This window comes from Streptomyces sp. NPDC046925 (assembly GCF_040644915.1).
In the GTDB taxonomy this organism is placed as follows: Bacteria; Actinomycetota; Actinomycetes; order Streptomycetales; family Streptomycetaceae; genus Streptomyces.
In genome coordinates, this window is sequence record NZ_JBEYWZ010000014.1 from 171,293 (window position 1) to 189,470 (window position 18,178).

The window sequence follows — 18,178 nt, forward strand, 5'->3', positions numbered from 1 at the left end:
CCGTGCCGTCACTCAGGCCTTTGCCGTCGCCCAGACCCTGCCGTCACTCAGGCCCCGTCGGTGGGCGACCTCAGCAGCCCCCGCAGCATCCGTTCGTCGTCGGGCGAGAGCGTGGTGACGAAACTGGCGAGCACGGCCCCGCGGTCACGTTCGCCGTCGAGCACCTCGCGCATCCGCAGCGCGGCAAGACCCGCCCCGTCCGCCGCCGAACACCACAGGAACGCCCGGCCCGCGCGTTCACGCGTGACGGTGTTCTTGGCGAGCAACCGGGTCAGGATCGTCATCACGGTGGTGTACGCGAGGTCGCCGCCGATACGTTCCTGCACCCAGGCCGCGTTCACCGGCCCCGGCGCTCCGTGCAGCACCGCGAGCACCTGCGCCTCCAACTCGCCCTGCGCGCGCCGCCGGAGGCGGGGTTGCCGCGCTTCGTCTTCGTGCCGCTCCACGCCCGCACCCCTCCCTCTTGACGGCCCCTCGATGAGCGCCACATCGTAACGGGACGCAGTAGCAGAAAGCGGTGGCGGGATGCGGCACACCGGTAACTTCTACAGTGTTGTAGATTTTAGGTTCCGGCCCTGACCACGGCCGGTACGCACATCACCTCAGGACTTCAGGAGGACATCGTGGGAGTTTCCCTGGCCAAGGGCGGCAACGTCTCGCTCAGCAAGGAGGCCCCCGGCCTCACCGCCGTCCTGGTGGGCCTGGGCTGGGACGTCCGCACGACCACCGGCACGGACTATGACCTGGACGCGAGCGCGCTGCTCTGCGACGACTCGGGGAAGGTCGTCGACGACCAGCACTTCATCTTCTACAACCAGCTCAAGAGCCCCGACGGCTCCGTCGAGCACACCGGCGACAACCTCACCGGTGAGGGCGAGGGCGACGACGAGGCCGTGAAGGTGAACCTCGCCGCGGTCCCCGCCAACATCACGAAGATCGTCTTCCCGGTGTCCATCCACGACGCCGAGAACCGCGGCCAGAGCTTCGGCCAGGTCCGCAACGCCTTCATCCGCGTGGTCAACCAGGCCGACAACGCCGAGATCGCCCGCTACGACCTCTCCGAGGACGCGTCGACCGAGACCGCCATGGTCTTCGGCGAGCTCTACCGGCACGGCGCGGAGTGGAAATTCCGCGCGGTCGGCCAGGGTTATGCGAGTGGACTGCGCGGCATCGCGTCGGACTTCGGAGTAAATGTCTGACGTCGTCGCTGTCGCAGTCGCTTGACGTAGTCACTCGACCATCGGCGGCGAAGGGAGCGGGACGTGTACGGCGATCCGGCAACAGTGCGCAAGATCCTGACGGAGCTCGGGGACACCTGGGCGGTCGTGGGCCTGTCCACGAACGAGGAACGAGCGGCGTACGGGGTCGCCGGCGTCCTGCAGCGCTACGGAAAGCGCATCGTCCCGATCCACCCGAAGGCCGAGACGGTGCACGGCGAGAAGGGCTATCCGTCCCTCTCCGCCGTGCCCTTCAAGATCGACGTCGTCGACGTCTTCCTCAACAGCGCCCTCGCGGGCCAGGCCGCGGAGGAAGCCGTCGAGATCGGCGCGCAGGCGGTCTGGTTCCAGCTGGGCGTCATCGACGAAGCCGCGTTCGAGCGGACGCGGGCGGCAGGGCTCGACATGGTGATGGACCGTTGCCCGGCGATCGAACTGCCCATGTTGCGGTAGCACGATGGGGCGCTGCGCGGCGCCGGGCACGGCCGGCTACCCCACCCGCCGCAGCGCCCTCTCCCGGCGTTCCGCCACGCCGGAACCCGACTCCCCGCGCGCCATGCGGCGCAGGACGGCGGGGGCCACGAGCAGGCCGATTGCGGCCCACGCGCCGAGGACACCGGCCGTCTCCCAGTGCCGCCAGGAGCCGGCGATCTCGATGGCGGCCGCGCCGTCCGGCAGCAGGGCCGAGCGCATGCCGAGGCCGAGCCAGTAGACGGGGAACGCCTGGGCGATCCACTGCAGCCAGTCCGGCAGCGCGGTGATCGGGTAGAAGATGCCGGAGATCGCGATCATGCCGAGGACCGGCAGCTGGATCAGGCCCTGGCTGCGTGCGCTGGTGAACACCGAGCCGAGGATCGCGCCGACCGGCAGGGTCGCGACGAGGCCGAGGACGAGGACCCAGGCCAGCGTCAGCCAGGAGCCGGGGCCGCCGGTCGCGAGGCCCTCCACGACAAGGACGCCGGGGACCAGCAGGATCGCGAGGTCGGCGAGCAGGCCGCCCGCCACCGAGACGACCTTGCCGACGAGGTAGCCCGGCATGCCGTTCGGCGTGGCCTTGGCACGCAGCAGGGTGCCGTCCTCGCGCTCGACGGTGAGCGCCTGGCTCATGCTGACCATGCCCATCGCCGCGTTCATGCCCAGGATGCTCGGCATGGCGAGGGTGCCGAGCAGGAGTCCGCTCGTGCCGAACGCCGTGTCCCGCATGAAGAACATGACGGCCAGCATCAGCACCGGCCAGAGCAGATGCGACAGCAGGTCACCGCCGTTGGTGAACGACTGCCGCAGTTCGATCAGACCGCGGGACCAGCCCGCACGCATCGCAGCGCCCGTCCCGTTCACCGGGCCACCGCCCCGCGGCCGTCGCGGTCCCGTACCAGCGCCAGATAGGTGTCCTGCAACGAGGCCCGGCGGACCTCCAGTTCACCCACCGCGTCGCCGTACTCACGAAACAGCCCGCGGACGAACGCCGTCGATTCGGACGTCGACTTCACGAAGTGCCGCCCGCCGCACGTCCAGCGCACCTCGTCGTCGCCCGCGATCCGCCGCGCCAGGTCGTCCGCCGAACCGTCCGCGATGATCCGGCCCCCGGACAGGATCAGAATGCGGTCGGCGAGCCTGTCCGCCTCGTCCAGGTCGTGCGTGGTGAGCAGGATCGTGGTCTCGTGGTCGGCGGCGAGGCGGTGGACGAGTTCATGGAACTCCTGCCTGGCCTCCGGGTCGAAGCCCGCGGTGGGCTCGTCGAGGAACAGCAGTTCCGGGCGGCCCACGATGCCGATCGCCACGTCCAGCCTGCGCCGCTGCCCTCCGGACAGCGTCTTGACCTTCTTGCCCGCGTGCGCGGTCAGGCCGACCGCCGCCATGAGCGCGTCGGTGTCCCACGGCCGCCGGATCGCGGCGGTGGAGTAGGGGGCGTAGTACCTCCCCAGATGCGCGAGCAGTTCGCGCACCCGCCACTTGCCGTGGTCGCGCCAGGACTGCAGGACGACTCCGACGCGCGCACGCCATGCCTCGGTGCCGGACGCCGGGTCCGCGCCCAGCACCTGGACGCGGCCCGCCGAGCGCATCCGGAACCCTTCCATGATCTCGATGGTGGTGGTCTTGCCCGCCCCGTTGGGCCCGAGCAGCGCAAGCACCTCGCCGTGCCGTGCCCGGAATGTCACGTCGCGCAGCACGTCGGCCGTGCCGTAGCGCATGCGCAGCCCCTCGACATCGAGCACGACGTCCCCCTCACTCGCCCTCACGTCAACTCCTCGCCGTAGTACCTCAGATGACGGCGAAGCTACGTTGCGTTCAGTACGCCATCAATGAATTACTGGCCGGGTATCCCCACCCAGTAGGCGATTTCGGGGATTCATTGCAATGAACTTGCCGATGAACGCAAGGAGGTTCCCGCCCATGCCGGGAGGCAGGCTGACGCACGAGGACCGCCGGCACATCGGCGCGGGCCTCGCCGGAGGACTCGGATACGCCGAGATCGCCCGGCAGCTCGGCAGGCCCACGTCGACCGTCAGCCGTGAGGTGACCCGCAACGGCGGGCCCGGCGGCTACCGCGTCGACCACGCCCACCTCGCCACCGAACGACGCGCCCGCCGCCGCAAGAAGATCCCGCGCCCCGAACCGGCCACACCCGCCGACGCCTACGGACGCCACCCCGATGCCGTACGCGATTTCGCCGAGCAGCTCGCGGCGCTCATGGTCAGGACGGGCGTGCCCCGCATGGCGGCGCGAGTGCTCGCCCGCCTGATCACCGAGGACTCCGGCAGCCTCACCGCCGCGGACCTCGTCCAGCGGCTGCGGGTCAGCGCCGCGTCGGTCTCCAAGGCAGTGGGCTATCTGGCGGACCTCAAGGTCATCCGCCGTGTACGGGAGCCCGGCCACCGGCGCGAGCAGTACGTCATCGACGACGACGTCTGGCTCCGGGCGTGGACGACGAGCGCCCAGAAGCACGCCATGTGGGCGCAGACCGCACAGCGTGGGGTCGACGTTCTTGACGCGGCGACGCCCGCGGGGGCCCGGCTCGCCCAGATGAGCCAGTTCTTCGCAACCCTCAGCGACGACATGGGCGGCGGACACGACGCGGTCGACGACGCACTGACCGTCCTTGCCGCACTGCGGCACGCGGGCGCGGGGGCAGCTCTCGCGGAGGACCGCCTGGCCGCCGCGCTGGGCTGGACCCCGGATCGCGTGGCCGACGCCCTGCGCTGCGCCGGACGTGACCGGCTCACTCCTGAGCAGCTCGGCGCCCTGGCGGGGTCCTGACGGCCGCCCGGCGCGGAGCCGGGCGGCCGTCCAGGGGCGGGTGTCAGGCCGCGGAACCCACGAGCGCGGGGCGCTCGGCGTCGCGCAGCCGCTCCATCAGCACGATGCGCGCCCGCGCCACGCGCGAACGGACCGTGCCCACCGGGCAGCCGGTGAGCAGCGCGGCCTCCGCGTAAGGCAGCCCCAGGAGTTGGGTGAGGACGAAGGCCTCACGCCGCTCGTCGGGCAGCGTCGCCAGCAGATCGGCCAGGACCACGCCGTCGTCGAAACCCGGCAGCCCTCTCGGCTGGGCCCTCTCGGCGGCGGACTGCCAGTCGTCCGTGTCGCAGAGCCGGGGCCGGGCGGCGGCGTGCCGCAGGCTGTCGATCACCGCGCGCCGGGCGATGGAGAGCAGCCAGGTACGGGCGGACGAGCGCCCCTCGAAGCGGTGCAGGCTGCCGAGGGCCCGCAGGAACGTGTCCTGTGTCAGGTCGTCGGCGGCCTGCGGGTCGCCGCCGAGGTACGTCACGTACCTGCGGACGTCCCGGTGCAGGGCGCGGACGAAGTGCTCGACGGCCTCGGGGTCACCGGCGCGGGCGGCGAGCGCCCAGGCCGTTATCGACTCGTCGGGTGAGGTGGGCAGGGCAGGAATGATCACCTGGTGTCCTTCTCGGAATCCGGGATCCGGACACGCCGTACGCACGGGCGTCGGTAGGTCTCGTCGACGGCGCGACCACGCGTGCGGCGATCCGGTGATGGGGGGGTACGGCCGCGCGGGAGCGCGTACGGCCGATGCCCGAGCCGTGGTCACGCGCGGCATGGCGCGCGCTTACGGCGTCGGGGAACCAGCTGTCAGGCGACAGCGGTCCCTGCGGGCGGACCCCGGGAAGTGATGACGTGCACGAGAAGCAACTGCCGCGGCCGGCCCGCCGAACGGTGGCGTCGGGGCCGGACGCGGGGCCGGTGGGCGGGCGCGGGCAGCGCGAGAGGCACCCGCAGCGGGGCGACGAGCCATCCGGCGAAGGCCCGCGCGACACGGAAGGCCGCGCGTTCGCCGTGCGCGAGCCAGAGGCCGCAGAGGAGAGCGGCAAGGAGGTGGGCGGCGAGCATGCCGGTCGGCGACATGCCACTCATGTCGTGGCCGCCGCCCATGTGGTCCATGTGATCCATGGAGCCCATCGACGACAACTCAGACATGTCAGGCATGGCGGGCATGGGCGTCGCACCGGGCACCGGCGCGGACACCGTCCCCACCGCCGTCCCGGACCCGGGCATCGGCGCGGACATGGCCGAGCCCTGTCCGCCGCCGGTCGCGCCGCCGCCCATCGGCCCCGCACAGAGCAGGTGCCGCACCCACCGCCGTACGAGCGGCACGCCGCCCGAAGGCTGCGCGGCGGCCTGCGCCAGCGAGAACCCCGAGTGCAGCGCGGCCTGCGCGGCCACCGTCACGGCAACGACCAGGGGCAGCCCCCGCTCGCGCCCGGCGAGCGCCCACGCCGTACCGCCGACCCCGAAGGCACCGGCACCCAGCACCCATCCGGGCACCGGGGCGCCCGACATCAGGACGTGCCCCAGGGCAGCGAGCAGCACACAGACGGCCGCGAACACCGCAGCCCGTACCGCGCGAGAACACCACCCAGCAGTCATGGCGGGGCCATCCTTGCATTCGCGCCACTTCTTTCCCGGGGTGGTACGCGAAATGAACCCGGTCCGCTCAAACAGCTTCAGGACTTATCCGTGACCGCCTGAGTGCATGTCCCGCATATCGCCCATGTCGTGCGTCTCGGTCCCGGTTTCCGTCACGGCCCCCGGCCGCCGCACGCCCGGATCATCCGCCTCGTCCGGCCCGACGGCCGCCCCCACGCCGTACGACACCGCGAAGACCACCGCGAGCAGCACGAGAAACCCGCAGAGCGGGGCAAGCCGGGGTCGATCGCTCATCGCCGCTCTCCTGACACTCGCAAACGCCAACGGCACGGTCCCGTCACCACCGCACCCGTCCAGGAGTCGGCCGCGAACGGACCGGAGTTCCCGAGACGCACGTCACACTTGACCTCAAGCAAGCTTCAGGAACGAGCCTGAGCCCATGAACCGGACCTCGGAAGCAACGACCGAAACGGCAGTCGACTGGCTCACCCGGCACGCCCACCCCCTCAACACCTCTGATGCACAGGCCGATTCGGCCGACCTGCGTCCGCTGGCCGACGCGGTGGCCGACGCCGAGATCGTCGCGCTCGGCGTGGGGTCCCGCGCGACGCGTGAACTGTCCGTCCTCCAGCACCGGATGCTGCGTTTCCTGGTCGAGGAGCAGGGGTTCCGTGCGCTCGCCCTCGAAGGGGACGATCCCGCACGGCTCGGGCTCGACACGTACGTCCTGACCGGAGCCGGCGATCCACGAGCGATGCTCCTGGAGGCCCGGGCCTTCTGGCGTACCGGCGAGATCCTCGACGTACTGCTCTGGATGCGCGCCCACAACGAACGCAATCCGCACGACCCCGTCCGCCTTGCCGCGCTCCCCACGCAGGCGCCGCCGCCCGGTGCCGGACTCGCCGAGATCGAGCGGGCGCTGGCCGACGACGTCCTGCGGTGGCACGAGCACAGTCGGCTGAAGACCGTCTACTGGGGCGGCATCGCCCACACGGCCGTCGGCGACCCCCGTACGGTGTCGTCGCCCGAGCCCCAGACCCACCGCAACGCGGGCGGCCACCTGCGCGAGCACTTCGGCGGCGGCTACGCGTCGATCGGGCTGACCTTCCACCACGGCACGGACTATCCGGTGCCGCCCGCGGAGTTCGCCGAGACGGTGCTCGGCGCGGTCGGCCTGCCCGCGTACTTCACCGACCTGCGCGCCCGGCACCCCGAGCCGGTCGACGCCTGGCTCGGCGCCCCCGCGACGACCCGCCTGGTCGGCCCCTTCTACGACGCGCGCGAGGACGCGTCGCATCACCTCTCCGGCGGCTCCCTCGCCGGCTGGTTCGACGTCGTGGCGCATGTCCGCGAGGTGACGGCCGCCAGGGTTCTTGAGGGGTAGGGCTCAGACGTGGGCGGGCAGTTCGTGGGTGGCGACGGTCGCCTGGGCCTCGGCGGCCAGTTTTCGGCGGTCGGTGCCGTGCAGCGGGGTGTGGGCGGTGACACGGACGGTCAGGCCGCGGGCGCGGGCCACGCGGTGCAGTGAGGCCCCGAAGGTCTCGTCGCCGAGGAAGGCGGCCGTGGTGCTGCGGGCGCCGTGCTGGTAATAGCGGATGGTCACGGGACGCACGGGCGCGCCCGCGTCGGCCGCCGCCTGGAAGGTGGCCCGGCGGAACCGGCCGCCGGGCACAGAGCACCAGGTCGTCGCCTGCGGGAAGACCAGGACGGAGCGGCCCGCGCGCAGCGTGGCCGCGAGGTCGGCCACGGAGCGGGGCAGTTGGCGCAGCCCGTCGCGGTCGATGAACTGGGTGCCGGCCCGTCGGGCGAGCGCGCCGATGACCGGCCACTGGCCCACCTCCCGCTTGGCGAGGACCGTCACCGGCTCGACGGCGAGCAGGCTGATGACATCGAGCCAGGAGATGTGGTTGGCGACGATCAGGGTGCCGGGGCCCGCACCGCTGACCGTCAGACGCCGCGGCGCCTCCTCCAGGCCCACGCCAAGGGCGCCCAGGATCGCCCCGGCCCGCGCCCGCAGCGTGCCGGGCTCGGCGAGGCGCTCGCCCTGCGCCACGCCCCGGCCCATCGCGTACGACAGCGCCGCGTACCGGCGGACCATTTCGGCGGGCGGCACCGACGAGGCCGAGCGCGTGACGCAGGCCGGGGTGCACAGAGCCGCGTGGCTCATTGCGTCTCCCCCAGGAAGTAGCGGCGGTAGCGGTCGCCGAGCCGGTCCATGTCGAGGAGGACGAAGAAGTCGGCGACGTCGAACTCGGGGTCGTGCGCGGGCGCCCCGCACATCCACGCGCCCAGGCGCAGGTAGCCCCTCAGGAGCGGCGGCAGGTCCGTGTAGGCGGGCCGCTCCACCGTCGGCTCGGCGGGCATCCAGGGGCGGCGCGGGTGCACGCGCAGGTCGGGCGGCGACGCGTGCCTCGACGTGCCGAGGAGCCAGGCGCTGGACGCCGCCTTGCCGCCGTCGGCGAGCGGGACCGAGGCGCAGCCCGCCAGATAGCGGTGCCCGGAGAGCAGGACGTAGCGGGCGAGCGCCGACCACATCAGGTTGATCACGGCCCCGGAGCGGTGGTCGGGGTGCACGCAGGAGCGGCCCGCCTCGATCGTGGAGGAGCGCAGCCCCTCCAGTGCGAGCAGGTCGAACTCGCCGTCCGAGTAGCCCCGTTCGGCCCGGCCCGGCGGGAGCAGGCGGTAGGTCCCGACGACCTCGCCGGTGGCGGTCTCGGTGACGATCAGGTGGTCGGCGAGTTCGTCGTAGGGGTCGATGTCGTGGCCGGGCAGGGAGGTGTGGAGCCTGGCGCCCATCTCCTCGCCGAAGACGCGGTGGCGCAGTCGCTGCGCGGCCCGGATCTGCTCTTCGGAGTCGGCGATGGAGGTGACGTAGGGGCTGGATGCGGCGGGGGCAGCGGGTGCGGCCGGGGTGGCTGCGGTGGCTGCGGTGGATGTCGAGGGCATGGCAGGTCCGGTCTCCGTTCGGGGAGGTCGGCCCGGGCCGCGGAGGTGGCTCAGGCGTCGCGACGCCTGAGGATCGCCGTGGCCAGGGTCAGGGAGGCGGCCGTCCAGGCGGCCAGGAGCAGGAGTCCGGCGGCGGGACCGTAGAGATCCGCGTCGCCCGTGAGGAACTGCGTGCCCGCCGCCTGGGGCAGGAACCGCGCCAGGTTCGTGAGGAAGTCGAGGGGAGTCGATTGGAGGATCGTCGGCACGACGAGCAGCAGCACGAACAGCACGGTGATGGTCCCGGCTGAACTCCGCACGATGACCGCGAGGCCGACGGTCAGGACACTCATGAGCATCAGGTGAACGGCGACGGCGAACACCTGGCCCGCCACCTGAGCGACGTCGGATGCCGACTCGTCCATGGCCGCCGCGCCCGCCACGGTCCCGATCACGGCGAGCGCGATCCCGGCGGCGAACGCGACCGCCGCCGTCACGACGCTCTTGGAGATCAGCATGCGCACGCGGTCCGGCACGCACTGGAGGGTGTTGGTGATGCTGCCGGTGGCGTACTCGCCGGTGACGCAGAGCATGGCGAGACCGGCGACGACGAACTCGACGCCGTAGACGGTGGCGAGCGTGGCGGGGTCGGCGGGCGACGCTCCCGCGTCGTGGGTGACCGCGCCGACGCACGCGGCCGTCACCCCCATCACGGCGGCCGCGGTGAGCAGGAAGTACCAGGTCGAGCGGAGCGAGAACAGCTTGGTCCACTCGGCGGCCACGGCCCCGCGGAGCCCGCCGCGGGCGCCCTGCGCCCTGCGCTGCCGCTCGGAGATCTGCGTGCTCACAGCCGGGCCTCCCCGAATTCGACGCTGCCTGCGGTCAGTTCCATGTATGCCTCTTCCAGTGACGCCTCGACGGCGCGCAGCTCGTGCAGTCGTACGTGGCTCTCGTGGGCCAGATCGCCGACGCGCTCCGGCGTCAGACCCGTCACGAGGAGTTCGCCCGCCGACACCCGCCGGACGTCGTGCGCCTCCGTCGCGAGCCGTCCGGCCAGGGCGTGCAGGCCCTGCGCCTCGGGCCCGCGCACCCGGACCGCGTTGCGGGAACTGCGCGCGAGGATGTCCGCCACCGGCGCGTCCGCGATGAGCCGTCCCCTGCCGATCACGATCAGCCGGTCGGCGGTGAGTTCCATCTCGCTCATCAAGTGGCTGGAGACGAACACCGTCCTGCCCTGCGCGGCGAGCGAGCGCAGAAAGCCGCGGATCCAGAGCACGCCGTCGGGGTCGAGCCCGTTGACCGGCTCGTCGAGCATCAGGATCTCGGGGTCGCCGAGCAGCGCCCCCGCGATGCCGAGGCGCTGCCCCATGCCCAGCGAGAAGGAGCCCGCCTGCTTTCCCGCCACGTCGGCGAGCCCGGTGGCGTCGAGCACCTCGTCCACGCGACGCGCGGGAATGCCGTGGCTGCGGGCCATGGCCAGGAGGTGCTTGTACGCGCTGCGCCGGGGGTGCACGGCTCTGGCGTCCAGGAGCGCGCCGACCTCCCGCAGGGGATGCGTGTGGTCGGCGTACCGCCTGCCCTTGATGAGGGCGGTGCCCGACGTGGGGTGGTCAAGGCCCAGGATCATGCGCATGGTGGTGGACTTGCCCGCGCCGTTCGGACCGAGGAAGCCGGTGATCTTCCCGGGCGCCACCTCCAGGGACAGCGCGTCGACGGCGGTCTTCTCGCCGTATCTCTTGGTCAGACTCCGCAGGGTGAGCATCGTTCCCCAAGTCCTTCTCGGTGCCCGCGTTTTCGGCTGCGCGGGCGGTGATGACAGGGACGCTACGAAGCTTCGGGGCGCGGGGCAGGGGACGTTGGTCAGCACCAGCCCTGGACTTTCGTAAGGTCACGGGCCGCGGCTCACGGGCGGCCGGGTAGCGTGCTCGCATGATCCGAGTGCTGCTTGCCGACGACGAGGCGATGATCCGGGCCGGGGTGCGGGCGATCCTCGGCGCCGCCGACGGCATCGAGGTCGTCGCCGAGGCGGGCGACGGACGCGAGGCGATCGATCTCGCCCTCGCGCACCGCCCCGACGTCTGCCTCCTCGACATCCGGATGCCCCGCCTCGACGGCCTCCGGGCGGCGGCCGAACTGAGCCGGGTCGCGCCCGAAACGGCCGTGGCGATGCTCACCACGTTCTCCGAGGACGAGTACATCGCGAGCGCGCTCGGCTCGGGCGCCGCCGGTTTCCTCCTCAAGTCAGGCAATCCGCGCGAGCTGATCGCCGGGGTGCAGGCCGTCGCCGAGGGCGGCGCGTATCTCTCCCCGTCGATCGCACGGCGGGTCATCTCGCACCTCGGCGCGGGACAGCTCGGAAAGCAGACCACCGCGCGGGCCCGCGTCGGGGAACTGACGGCACGCGAGCGCGAGGTGCTCGCGCTGGTCGGCGCCGGTCTGTCCAACGCGGAGATCGCCGGGCGCCTGCATGTCGTCGAGGGCACGGTGAAGGCGTACGTCAGTCAGGTCCTGGCCCGCCTCGGCTTCAAGAACCGGGTGCAGGCGGCGATCCTCGCGTACGAGGCGGGGCTCGTCGGAGCGGAGTGAACGGCCCGGGGCGCACGTGAGCGATTCCCTACTTTAGTCGGGCGCGCCGGGCAGGCGTGATCGGCGATGCTGTGCGGATGCGCGGCGTACCCGGCTGGTTCTCCCGGCTCCTCGACATCGGGCTGTGGCTCGTGGTGTGCGCACCACCGGTCTCGGGCGTCTTCGGTCTCGACGGGCGCGACGCCGTCGTGGCCGCCGCGGGCGTCCCGCTGCTCGGGGGCGCCGTTGCGTGCGGCAGGCGGTGGCCGCTCGCCGCCCTCGCCGTGCCGGTCGGGCTGAGCCTCATGACCGACCCGGAGATGCTGACGCCCGCGTACTGGGCGGCGCTCGCCGTCTTCGGGTACCTCGCCGGCAGCCGCACGGTGGCGGTGCGCCCCGCGCTGTGGTTCTTCGGGGCGGTCGCCGCGGTCGGACTCGTGCTGTGCACGGCCGTGTCGAGCGATCTGTGGGGCTGGCCCACGATGCTCCTGACGATGCTGATCGCCGTGGTGCTGCCCTGGCTGCTCGGCCGCTACCGCCGCCAGTACGCGGACCTGATGTCCACCGGCTGGCGGCTCGCCGAGCGCATGGAGCGCGAACAGCAGGCGGTCGCCGACCGTACGCGGATCCGCGAACGGGCCAGGATCGCGGGTGACATGCACGACTCGCTCGGCCACGACCTGACGCTCATCGCGGTCCAGGCGGGCGTCCTGGAGGTCGACCCCACGCTCGACGCCCGTCAGCAGGCGGCGGTCGGCGAGTTGCGCGAGGCGGCGGGAGCGGCGACCGAACGGCTGCGGGAGATCATCGGCGTGCTGCGGGCCGACGACGAGGTGCCGCCGCGGGCCCCGTCGGACGAGGGGCCCGACACCGTGGTCGAGCGCGCGCGGGCGTCCGGGGTCGAGGTGACGCTCGAACGGTCGGGGGCCACGGGGGACCTGCCGCCGATGGTCGCTCTCGCCGTGCAGCGCGTGCTCCAGGAGTCGTTGACGAACGCCGCCAAGCACGCGGCGGGCGCGAGGGTCCGGGTCCGGATCGTGCGGGACGGCGGCACACTGCGCCTGACGGTGGCGAACGACCCGGCCCCGGCGGGACGCCTTGCCGGGGTGGCATCGGGCGGCAGCGGTCTCGTCGGCCTCGACGAGCGGGTGCGCCTGGCGGGCGGCACGCTGCGCGCGGACCCCACGGACGACGGCGGCTTCGAGGTGACCGCCGAGCTGCCCGCGGCGGGCGCCGCCCCGCGTGCCGTGGAGCCGCCCCGGCCGACCACCTCCGCCCGCGAACTGGAACAGGCCAGGCGGCAGATCAGAAGGCGGCTCACCCAGGCGGTCCTGGCCCCCGTCGCGGTCCTCGCCGGAATCCTGCTCCTCATGCTCCCCCTCAGCATGATCAGCTCCGTCTTCTCGGTCCTCGACCGGGAGGTGTACGACGGCCTGACCACCGGGCAGCCGCGTGACGAAGTGGAGTCCCGGCTGCCGCACTTCACCAGGGACGGCCCGCCGGACGGCGCGCCCGCGACGCCGCGCGGCCAGGACTGCGCGTACTACAGCACGCGTTTCCTGTCGGGCGACGGCTATCGCCTCTGCTTCGCCGACGGGCGGCTCGTGTCCAAGTCGTTGGTGGGAAATTCTTGAACGACCCGGACACCACCCGCGAACGAAAGGCAGTCATGGCGCCGCAGCACGAACCGGCCGGCCGGCTCCCCCTGGAGGGCATCACCGTCGTCAGCCTCGAACAGGCCGTCGCCGCGCCGTTCGCCACCCGGCAGCTCGCCGATCTCGGCGCGCGCGTGATCAAGGTCGAGCGGCCCGGCGGCGGCGATTTCGCCCGCCGTTACGACACCACCGTGCACGGACAGGCCAGCTACTTCGTCTGGCTCAACCGTTCCAAGGAGTCCCTGACGCTGGACCTCAAGTCCGATGAAGGCGTGCGGATTTTGCACGAACTCCTCGCGGGCGCCGACGTGTTCGTGCAGAACCTCGCGCCCGGCGCCGCCGACCGCCTCGGCCTCGGCGCGGCCGCGCTCCAGGCCCGCTACCCCTCGTTGATCCCCTGCACCCTCAGCGGTTACGGCATCAGCGGCTCCTGGGCGGACCGCAAGGCGTACGACCTGCTCGTGCAGTGCCAGACCGGGCTGCTCTCGCTGACCGGCACCCCCGACGAGGCGGTGCGGGCCGGCATCTCGGTCGCGGACATCGCGGGCGGGATGTACGCCTACACCGGCGTCCTCACCGCCCTGTTCACCCGCGCGACCACAGGGCGCGCACCGACCGTCGACGTGTCCCTCTTTGACGCGCTCGCCGAATGGATGAGCCAGCCCGCGTACTACACGCGTTACGGCGGCACGCAGCCGCCGCGCGTCGGCGCCCGGCACGCGACCGTCGCGCCGTACGGCCCGTTCACCGCGTCCGACGGCAAGGACGTCCTGCTCTCCGTGCAGAACGAGCCCGAGTGGGCCGCCCTGTGCGAGCGGGTCATCGGGCGGCCCGAGCTGACCGCCGACCCGCGGTTCGCCACGGGATCGGACCGGGTCGCGCACCGTGACGAGCTCGACGCGATCATCTCCGCGCGGTTCGCCGAACTCGGCAGCGAGGAGGCGATGGACCTGCTCGACCGGGCCAACATCGCGAACGCGGGCGTCAATTCGGTGGCCGAGTTCCTGGGCCACCCCGCGCTCACCGAGCGGGAACGCTGGCGGGAGGTCGCGATTCCGGGCAGCTCATCGCCCGTGCAGGCGCTGCTGCCGCCCGCGAATCTGAGCGGCGTGGACCCGCGGATGGATGCCGTACCGGCCGCGGGCGAGCACACCGAGCGGATCCTGCGGGAGCTGGGGCGGGACCCGGAGGACATCAACCGGCTGCGCGAGGAGGGGATTTGCGGATGAGCGGGACCTGATCCCCGCCCGCCCCGGAGAGACCCTGCCCGTGTCAGGCGACGCCGAGCCCTTCGAGCACCACGGCGTTCGGCAGCTCGGCGAACGCCTTGCCCGGCACGATCAGCTTGCCCCGGCGGCTTCCGCTGCCGATCAGGACGTGGGGCAGGTCGACGACGGCGGCGTCCACGAGCAGCGGCCAGTCGGCGGGCAGGCCGATCGGGGTGATGCCGCCGTACTCCATGCCGCTCTCGCCGGTCGCCGTGTCCATCGGCGCGAACGAGGCCTTGCGCGCGCCGAGTTGGCGACGCACGACGCCGTTCACGTCGACGCGGGTCGTGGACAGGACCAGGCACCCGGCGAACGACGTCTCGCCGCCGCGCTTGCCCGCGACGACCACGCAGTTCGCGGACTGCTCCAGGATGTCCCGGCCGTAGTGCTCCACGAAGGTGGCGGTGTCGGCCCACTGCGGGTCGGTGTCCACGTGGAGGACCTGCTCGGCGGGGACGCTTCCGCTCCAGCCGCGCAGGGCGTCGGCGACGGGCGCCACCAGGAGATCGAGGGCCTCGGGCGCGGCGCGGACGACGTCGAAATTTCCCATGGGTGCACGCATGGCCGCACGCTAACAAACCCGCCGGGACACAGCGCCCGGACCTCTGACCTGAGACCTCAGTACGACGAGGCGTGCGCCGGCGGTACGGACACCGACATGGTCATCTCGACCGGCTCGGCACCCTTGTTGTGATAGCCGTGCGGCACGTTCGCCTCGAACGAGGCCGCCGACCCGGCGGGCACCTGATGCTCCACGCCGTCCACGAGGAGCGTCAGCTCGCCCGCCGCGACGTGCAGCAGCTCCATGGTCCCCGGCGGGTGGGCGTCGGAGTCGCTGCCGTCGCCGGGCATCAGCTTCCACGCCCACAGCTCGAAGGGGCCGCGCGCCTCGGTCCCGACCAGGAGCGTCGTGCTGCTGCCCGCCTCCGTGGACCACATGCGCACCGCCTGCTCCGGCGGCACGAGGCGGACGTGCGAGCCCTGTTCGTAGTCGAGGAGCGTGGTGATGCTGACGCCCAGGGCGTCGGCGAGCTTCACCGTGATGCCGACGCTGGGGTTGGTCCTTGCCTGCTCGATCTGGATGATCATGCCGCGGCTGACGCCCGCGCGGGCCGCGAGCGCGTCGAGCGTGAAGCCCCGTTCCGAGCGCCAGCGTTTGAGGTTGCGGGCGAGCGACTGGGTGAGTTGATCGAGGTCCGACACATTCCGTCCATTATTTTGGATGACAAGGTCAAAGATATTGAACTACGGTGTGGTGCACCTAAAGGTTCAAAACACTGTACTGCGAGGAATCCCGATGACAGCACTGTTCGCCCTGGCCACCAGCCTGATGTACGGCCTGGCCGACTTCGGCGGCGGACTGCTGACCCGGCGTATCCCCGCCCTCACCGTGGTCGTCGCCTCACAGACCATCGCCGTGGTCGTCCTCGGCGCGATCGTGGTCGCCACGGGCGGCTGGAGCGAATGGGGCCCGCAGCTGTGGTTCGCGGTGGCCGCGGGGCTGCTCGGACCGGTGGCGATGCTCGCCTTCTACAAGGCCCTGGCCATCGGCCCGATGAGCGTCGCCTCACCGCTCGCCTCCGTGGGCGTCGTCGTCCCGGTGGCCGTCGGTCTCTTCCTGGGCGAGCGCCCCGGCGTCCCGCAGTTCGCCGGGCTCACCGTCGCCATCGTGGGCATCGTGCTCGCGGGCGGCCCCGAACTGCGCGGCGCTCCCGTGCAGCGACAGGCGATCCTCCTGACCCTGCTCGCGGCCTTCGGTTTCGGCGCGGTCCTCGCCCTGATCTCCGAGGCGTCGAGCAACCTCACCGGCCTGTTCCTCGCCCTGTTCGTGCAGCGCGTGACAAACGTGGCCGCGGGCGGTACCGCGCTGCTCGTCTCGGTGAAGCGGGGCGGCGTCGCACTCCCCGAGGGCACGGGCATGCGCCTGCTCTGGACGGCACTCCCGGCGCTCGCCTTCGTGGGCCTGGCGGACGTCGCGGCCAACGGCACGTATTCGGTGGCGGCCCAGAACGGCCCGATCACCCTGGCCGCGGTGCTCTCCTCGACGTACCCGGTGATCACGGCACTGGCAGCACGAGCGGTACTGAAGGAACGCCTGCGGGGGGTCCAGGCGGCGGGGGCGGGCCTGGCGCTGGTGGGCACGGTGCTACTGGCGAGCTGAGACAAGCGCCCCGCCAGGGGCGCGGGGCTGTGACATGTGCGGCTCCGCCGCGTGGGCGCGACCAGCCCCCGCGAACCCGCAGCCGAGGGAAGAGGCGCCCTACCCCTCCAACTCCCCCAGCGCAAGAAGCTGCTCCGGCGTGACCCCGTCAGGAATAGGCACAGGCGCGGGCGTCCGCAAAGGCGGCTGCCACCCGGCCTCCGCATCCCACGTCCGCACGACACGGGCAGGCGCCCCGGCCACCACGGCATGGTCAGGAACGTCACCCCGCACAACCGCCCCCGCGGCCACCACGACATTCCGCCCGATCCGCGCCCCCGGCAGAATCACCGCGTTGGTGCCGATCCAGCAGCCGGGACCGATCTCGACGGGCTCCATCCGCGGCCACTGCTTGCCGATGGGCACATGCGGATCGTCGTACGAGTGGTTCGTGGACGTCACGTACACCGTGGGCCCGAAGTAGCAGTCGTCGCCGATCGTCACCGTCGTGTCGGCGATGACATGGCTGCCGCGGCCGAGCACGACGCCGTTGCCGATGCGCAGGATCGGGTCGGGACCGAGGTCGAGGTCGGGCATCATCCCGGCGGTGAGGGTGACCTGCTCGCCGATGATGCAGTGGTCGCCGATGCGGATCCACGGCTCACCGAAGACGGTCCCCTGCGGGAAGGCGAGCTTCGTGCCCTCGCCGAGCGCGCCGAACCGCAGCCGGCCCGGCCGCTGCGCGGTGACGGCACCCGTGCGCTGCACCCACGCCCAGCCCGCGTGGACGGCGCGCTGGGTCGCGCGGCGCCGCAAGGCGACGACCGCGGATGAGAACGTGTTCCTGTTCTTCGGCACGGGCTCACGTTACTCAGCCCGGCGCGGCCCGGTGCCCTCGGACCCCTGTGATCTTCACCCCACAGGGCCGCACGTCCGCCCGCGTCCCGTACGGTTCCGCCAGGCGCGAGACACGTACGAATGGAGAAATCCGATGGGCCACGAGGCACTCGTCACCGGGTTCGGCGGCAAGAACCCGAAGATCGACCAGGACGCCTTCACCGCGCCCACCTCGGTCATCATCGGCGAGGTGACGCTGCACGCCGGTGCGAGCACCTGGTACGGGGCCGTGCTTCGCGCCGACGGCGGGCCGATCGTCGTGGGCGCCGACAGCAACATCCAGGACAACTGCAGTCTCCACGTCGACCTCGGCTTCCCGATGAGGATCGGAGAGCGGGTCTCGGTGGGCCACAACGCCGTCCTGCACGGCTGCACCGTCGAGGACGACTGCCTGATCGGCATGGGGGCGACGGTCCTCAACGGCGCGGTGATCGGCGCCGGTTCGCTGGTCGCGGCGCAGGCCCTCGTGCCGCAGGGAATGATCGTGCCGCCCGGATCGCTCGTCGCGGGCGTACCGGCCAAGGTGCGCAGGCCGCTCACCGACGAGGAGCGCGCGGGCGTCACGCTCAACGGCACGATGTACGTCGAACTGGCCAAGGCCCACCGGGACGCCCACGCCGGGTGAGG

At 72.2% G+C, this 18,178-nt stretch carries 22 protein-coding genes; 9 read left to right on the forward strand and 13 right to left on the reverse strand.

Annotated features, from left to right (window positions below; translation table 11 throughout):
- Positions 1 to 47: 47 nt before the first annotated feature.
- Positions 48 to 446, reverse strand: a complete 399-nt coding sequence (locus ABZ906_RS38305) for a BlaI/MecI/CopY family transcriptional regulator (protein ID WP_361390645.1) — start codon at positions 444 to 446, stop codon at positions 48 to 50.
- Positions 447 to 623: 177 nt separating this feature from the next.
- Between ABZ906_RS38305 and ABZ906_RS38310 the strand changes: the two genes are divergently transcribed.
- Together ABZ906_RS38310 and ABZ906_RS38315 are read left to right on the forward strand one after the other, a co-directional pair.
- Positions 624 to 1,199, forward strand: a complete 576-nt coding sequence (locus ABZ906_RS38310; RefSeq protein ID WP_361195471.1) for a TerD family protein — start codon at positions 624 to 626, stop codon at positions 1,197 to 1,199.
- 63 nt (positions 1,200 to 1,262) lie between these two features.
- Positions 1,263 to 1,670 (forward strand): CoA-binding protein, encoded by a 408-nt coding sequence (locus ABZ906_RS38315; protein WP_361195470.1) that lies wholly within the window; start codon positions 1,263 to 1,265, stop codon positions 1,668 to 1,670.
- Positions 1,671 to 1,706: 36 nt separating this feature from the next.
- On the opposite strand, the gene ABZ906_RS38320 is transcribed toward ABZ906_RS38315, so the two are convergent.
- Together ABZ906_RS38320 and ABZ906_RS38325 are read right to left on the reverse strand one after the other, a co-directional pair.
- The gene (locus tag ABZ906_RS38320; protein ID WP_361390742.1) at positions 1,707 to 2,534 is read right to left on the reverse strand and encodes an ABC transporter permease; all 828 of its coding nucleotides are present in this window, start codon (positions 2,532 to 2,534) and stop codon (positions 1,707 to 1,709) included.
- 17 nt (positions 2,535 to 2,551) lie between these two features.
- Positions 2,552 to 3,409 carry an ABC transporter ATP-binding protein gene (locus tag ABZ906_RS38325; protein ID WP_361390744.1) on the reverse strand — a complete coding sequence of 286 codons (858 nt, stop codon included), beginning with the start codon at positions 3,407 to 3,409 and terminating at the stop codon, positions 2,552 to 2,554.
- Between the two features lie 202 nt (positions 3,410 to 3,611).
- On the opposite strand from ABZ906_RS38325, the gene ABZ906_RS38330 reads away from it, so the two are divergent.
- Entirely contained in the window at positions 3,612 to 4,475 is an 864-nt protein-coding gene (locus tag ABZ906_RS38330; RefSeq protein WP_361390647.1) for a MarR family transcriptional regulator, read from the forward strand.
- Between the two features lie 43 nt (positions 4,476 to 4,518).
- Here ABZ906_RS38330 and ABZ906_RS38335 read toward each other — a convergent pair whose 3' ends face one another.
- From ABZ906_RS38335 to ABZ906_RS38345, 3 genes are all read right to left on the reverse strand, one after another.
- Entirely contained in the window at positions 4,519 to 5,112 is a 594-nt protein-coding gene (locus ABZ906_RS38335; RefSeq protein ID WP_361390649.1) for a sigma-70 family RNA polymerase sigma factor, read from the reverse strand.
- A 194-nt stretch (positions 5,113 to 5,306) separates the two neighbouring features.
- Complete coding sequence (locus tag ABZ906_RS38340; RefSeq protein WP_361390651.1) at positions 5,307 to 6,101, reverse strand: hypothetical protein; 795 nt, start codon at positions 6,099 to 6,101, stop codon at positions 5,307 to 5,309.
- A gap of 84 nt (positions 6,102 to 6,185) precedes the next feature.
- Positions 6,186 to 6,395, reverse strand: a complete 210-nt coding sequence (locus ABZ906_RS38345; RefSeq protein WP_361390653.1) for a hypothetical protein — start codon at positions 6,393 to 6,395, stop codon at positions 6,186 to 6,188.
- Between the two features lie 145 nt (positions 6,396 to 6,540).
- On the opposite strand from ABZ906_RS38345, the gene ABZ906_RS38350 reads away from it, so the two are divergent.
- Positions 6,541 to 7,485 (forward strand): erythromycin esterase family protein, encoded by a 945-nt coding sequence (locus ABZ906_RS38350; protein ID WP_361390655.1) that lies wholly within the window; start codon positions 6,541 to 6,543, stop codon positions 7,483 to 7,485.
- Between the two features lie 3 nt (positions 7,486 to 7,488).
- On the opposite strand, the gene ABZ906_RS38355 is transcribed toward ABZ906_RS38350, so the two are convergent.
- The 4 genes from ABZ906_RS38355 to ABZ906_RS38370 are packed head-to-tail and all read right to left on the reverse strand — an operon-like array spanning position 7,489 to position 10,788.
- The gene (locus ABZ906_RS38355; protein WP_361390657.1) at positions 7,489 to 8,268 is read right to left on the reverse strand and encodes a lysophospholipid acyltransferase family protein; all 780 of its coding nucleotides are present in this window, start codon (positions 8,266 to 8,268) and stop codon (positions 7,489 to 7,491) included.
- Positions 8,265 to 9,047, reverse strand: coding sequence for a GNAT family N-acyltransferase (locus ABZ906_RS38360; RefSeq protein ID WP_361390659.1), 783 nt, complete (start codon positions 9,045 to 9,047; stop codon positions 8,265 to 8,267). The genes ABZ906_RS38355 and ABZ906_RS38360 overlap by 4 nt, the downstream gene beginning before the upstream one ends.
- A gap of 50 nt (positions 9,048 to 9,097) precedes the next feature.
- Complete coding sequence (locus ABZ906_RS38365) at positions 9,098 to 9,874, reverse strand: ABC transporter permease (RefSeq protein ID WP_361390661.1); 777 nt, start codon at positions 9,872 to 9,874, stop codon at positions 9,098 to 9,100.
- Entirely contained in the window at positions 9,871 to 10,788 is a 918-nt protein-coding gene (locus tag ABZ906_RS38370; RefSeq protein WP_361390663.1) for an ABC transporter ATP-binding protein, read from the reverse strand. Before ABZ906_RS38370 ends, ABZ906_RS38365 begins: the two co-directional genes overlap by 4 nt.
- A gap of 167 nt (positions 10,789 to 10,955) precedes the next feature.
- On the opposite strand from ABZ906_RS38370, the gene ABZ906_RS38375 reads away from it, so the two are divergent.
- From ABZ906_RS38375 to ABZ906_RS38385, 3 genes are all read left to right on the forward strand, one after another.
- Positions 10,956 to 11,612, forward strand: a complete 657-nt coding sequence (locus ABZ906_RS38375) for a response regulator transcription factor (protein WP_361390665.1) — start codon at positions 10,956 to 10,958, stop codon at positions 11,610 to 11,612.
- A 77-nt stretch (positions 11,613 to 11,689) separates the two neighbouring features.
- The gene (locus ABZ906_RS38380; RefSeq protein ID WP_361390667.1) at positions 11,690 to 13,225 is read left to right on the forward strand and encodes a histidine kinase; all 1,536 of its coding nucleotides are present in this window, start codon (positions 11,690 to 11,692) and stop codon (positions 13,223 to 13,225) included.
- A 35-nt stretch (positions 13,226 to 13,260) separates the two neighbouring features.
- The gene (locus ABZ906_RS38385) at positions 13,261 to 14,475 is read left to right on the forward strand and encodes a CaiB/BaiF CoA-transferase family protein (protein WP_361390669.1); all 1,215 of its coding nucleotides are present in this window, start codon (positions 13,261 to 13,263) and stop codon (positions 14,473 to 14,475) included.
- 43 nt (positions 14,476 to 14,518) lie between these two features.
- Here the strand turns inward: ABZ906_RS38385 and ABZ906_RS38390 are convergent, their stop codons facing one another.
- Both ABZ906_RS38390 and ABZ906_RS38395 read right to left on the reverse strand, forming a co-directional pair.
- Entirely contained in the window at positions 14,519 to 15,076 is a 558-nt protein-coding gene (locus ABZ906_RS38390; RefSeq protein WP_361195443.1) for a YbaK/EbsC family protein, read from the reverse strand.
- Between the two features lie 56 nt (positions 15,077 to 15,132).
- Entirely contained in the window at positions 15,133 to 15,717 is a 585-nt protein-coding gene (locus ABZ906_RS38395; protein ID WP_190084212.1) for an XRE family transcriptional regulator, read from the reverse strand.
- A 94-nt stretch (positions 15,718 to 15,811) separates the two neighbouring features.
- Here ABZ906_RS38395 and ABZ906_RS38400 point away from each other — a divergent pair, with 94 nt between their 5' ends.
- Entirely contained in the window at positions 15,812 to 16,675 is an 864-nt protein-coding gene (locus tag ABZ906_RS38400; RefSeq protein ID WP_361390671.1) for a DMT family transporter, read from the forward strand.
- Between the two features lie 99 nt (positions 16,676 to 16,774).
- Here ABZ906_RS38400 and ABZ906_RS38405 read toward each other — a convergent pair whose 3' ends face one another.
- Positions 16,775 to 17,512 carry an acyltransferase gene (locus ABZ906_RS38405; RefSeq protein ID WP_361390673.1) on the reverse strand — a complete coding sequence of 246 codons (738 nt, stop codon included), beginning with the start codon at positions 17,510 to 17,512 and terminating at the stop codon, positions 16,775 to 16,777.
- A 133-nt stretch (positions 17,513 to 17,645) separates the two neighbouring features.
- Here ABZ906_RS38405 and ABZ906_RS38410 point away from each other — a divergent pair, with 133 nt between their 5' ends.
- Positions 17,646 to 18,176, forward strand: a complete 531-nt coding sequence (locus ABZ906_RS38410; RefSeq protein WP_361195437.1) for a gamma carbonic anhydrase family protein — start codon at positions 17,646 to 17,648, stop codon at positions 18,174 to 18,176.
- Positions 18,177 to 18,178 lie beyond the last annotated feature (2 nt).

Excerpts from the sequence above, each read along its gene's own strand:
- ABZ906_RS38345 (WP_361390653.1), bottom strand. The coding sequence starts at position 6,395 with ATGAGCGATCGACCCCGGCTTGCCCCGCTCTGCGGGTTTCTCGTGCTG.
- ABZ906_RS38340 (WP_361390651.1), bottom strand. The coding sequence starts at position 6,101 with ATGACTGCTGGGTGGTGTTCTCGCGCGGTACGGGCTGCGGTGTTCGCG.
- ABZ906_RS38410 (WP_361195437.1), top strand. The coding sequence starts at position 17,646 with ATGGGCCACGAGGCACTCGTCACCGGGTTCGGCGGCAAGAACCCGAAG.
- ABZ906_RS38390 (WP_361195443.1), bottom strand. The coding sequence starts at position 15,076 with ATGCGTGCACCCATGGGAAATTTCGACGTCGTCCGCGCCGCGCCCGAG.
- ABZ906_RS38350 (WP_361390655.1), top strand. The coding sequence starts at position 6,541 with ATGAACCGGACCTCGGAAGCAACGACCGAAACGGCAGTCGACTGGCTC.
- ABZ906_RS38370 (WP_361390663.1), bottom strand. The coding sequence starts at position 10,788 with ATGCTCACCCTGCGGAGTCTGACCAAGAGATACGGCGAGAAGACCGCC.
- ABZ906_RS38375 (WP_361390665.1), top strand. The coding sequence starts at position 10,956 with ATGATCCGAGTGCTGCTTGCCGACGACGAGGCGATGATCCGGGCCGGG.
- ABZ906_RS38330 (WP_361390647.1), top strand. The coding sequence starts at position 3,612 with ATGCCGGGAGGCAGGCTGACGCACGAGGACCGCCGGCACATCGGCGCG.
- ABZ906_RS38380 (WP_361390667.1), top strand. The coding sequence starts at position 11,690 with ATGCGCGGCGTACCCGGCTGGTTCTCCCGGCTCCTCGACATCGGGCTG.
- ABZ906_RS38320 (WP_361390742.1), bottom strand. The coding sequence starts at position 2,534 with ATGCGTGCGGGCTGGTCCCGCGGTCTGATCGAACTGCGGCAGTCGTTC.
- ABZ906_RS38355 (WP_361390657.1), bottom strand. The coding sequence starts at position 8,268 with ATGAGCCACGCGGCTCTGTGCACCCCGGCCTGCGTCACGCGCTCGGCC.
- ABZ906_RS38325 (WP_361390744.1), bottom strand. The coding sequence starts at position 3,409 with ATGCGCTACGGCACGGCCGACGTGCTGCGCGACGTGACATTCCGGGCA.
- ABZ906_RS38400 (WP_361390671.1), top strand. The coding sequence starts at position 15,812 with ATGACAGCACTGTTCGCCCTGGCCACCAGCCTGATGTACGGCCTGGCC.
- ABZ906_RS38385 (WP_361390669.1), top strand. The coding sequence starts at position 13,261 with ATGGCGCCGCAGCACGAACCGGCCGGCCGGCTCCCCCTGGAGGGCATC.
- ABZ906_RS38360 (WP_361390659.1), bottom strand. The coding sequence starts at position 9,047 with ATGCCCTCGACATCCACCGCAGCCACCGCAGCCACCCCGGCCGCACCC.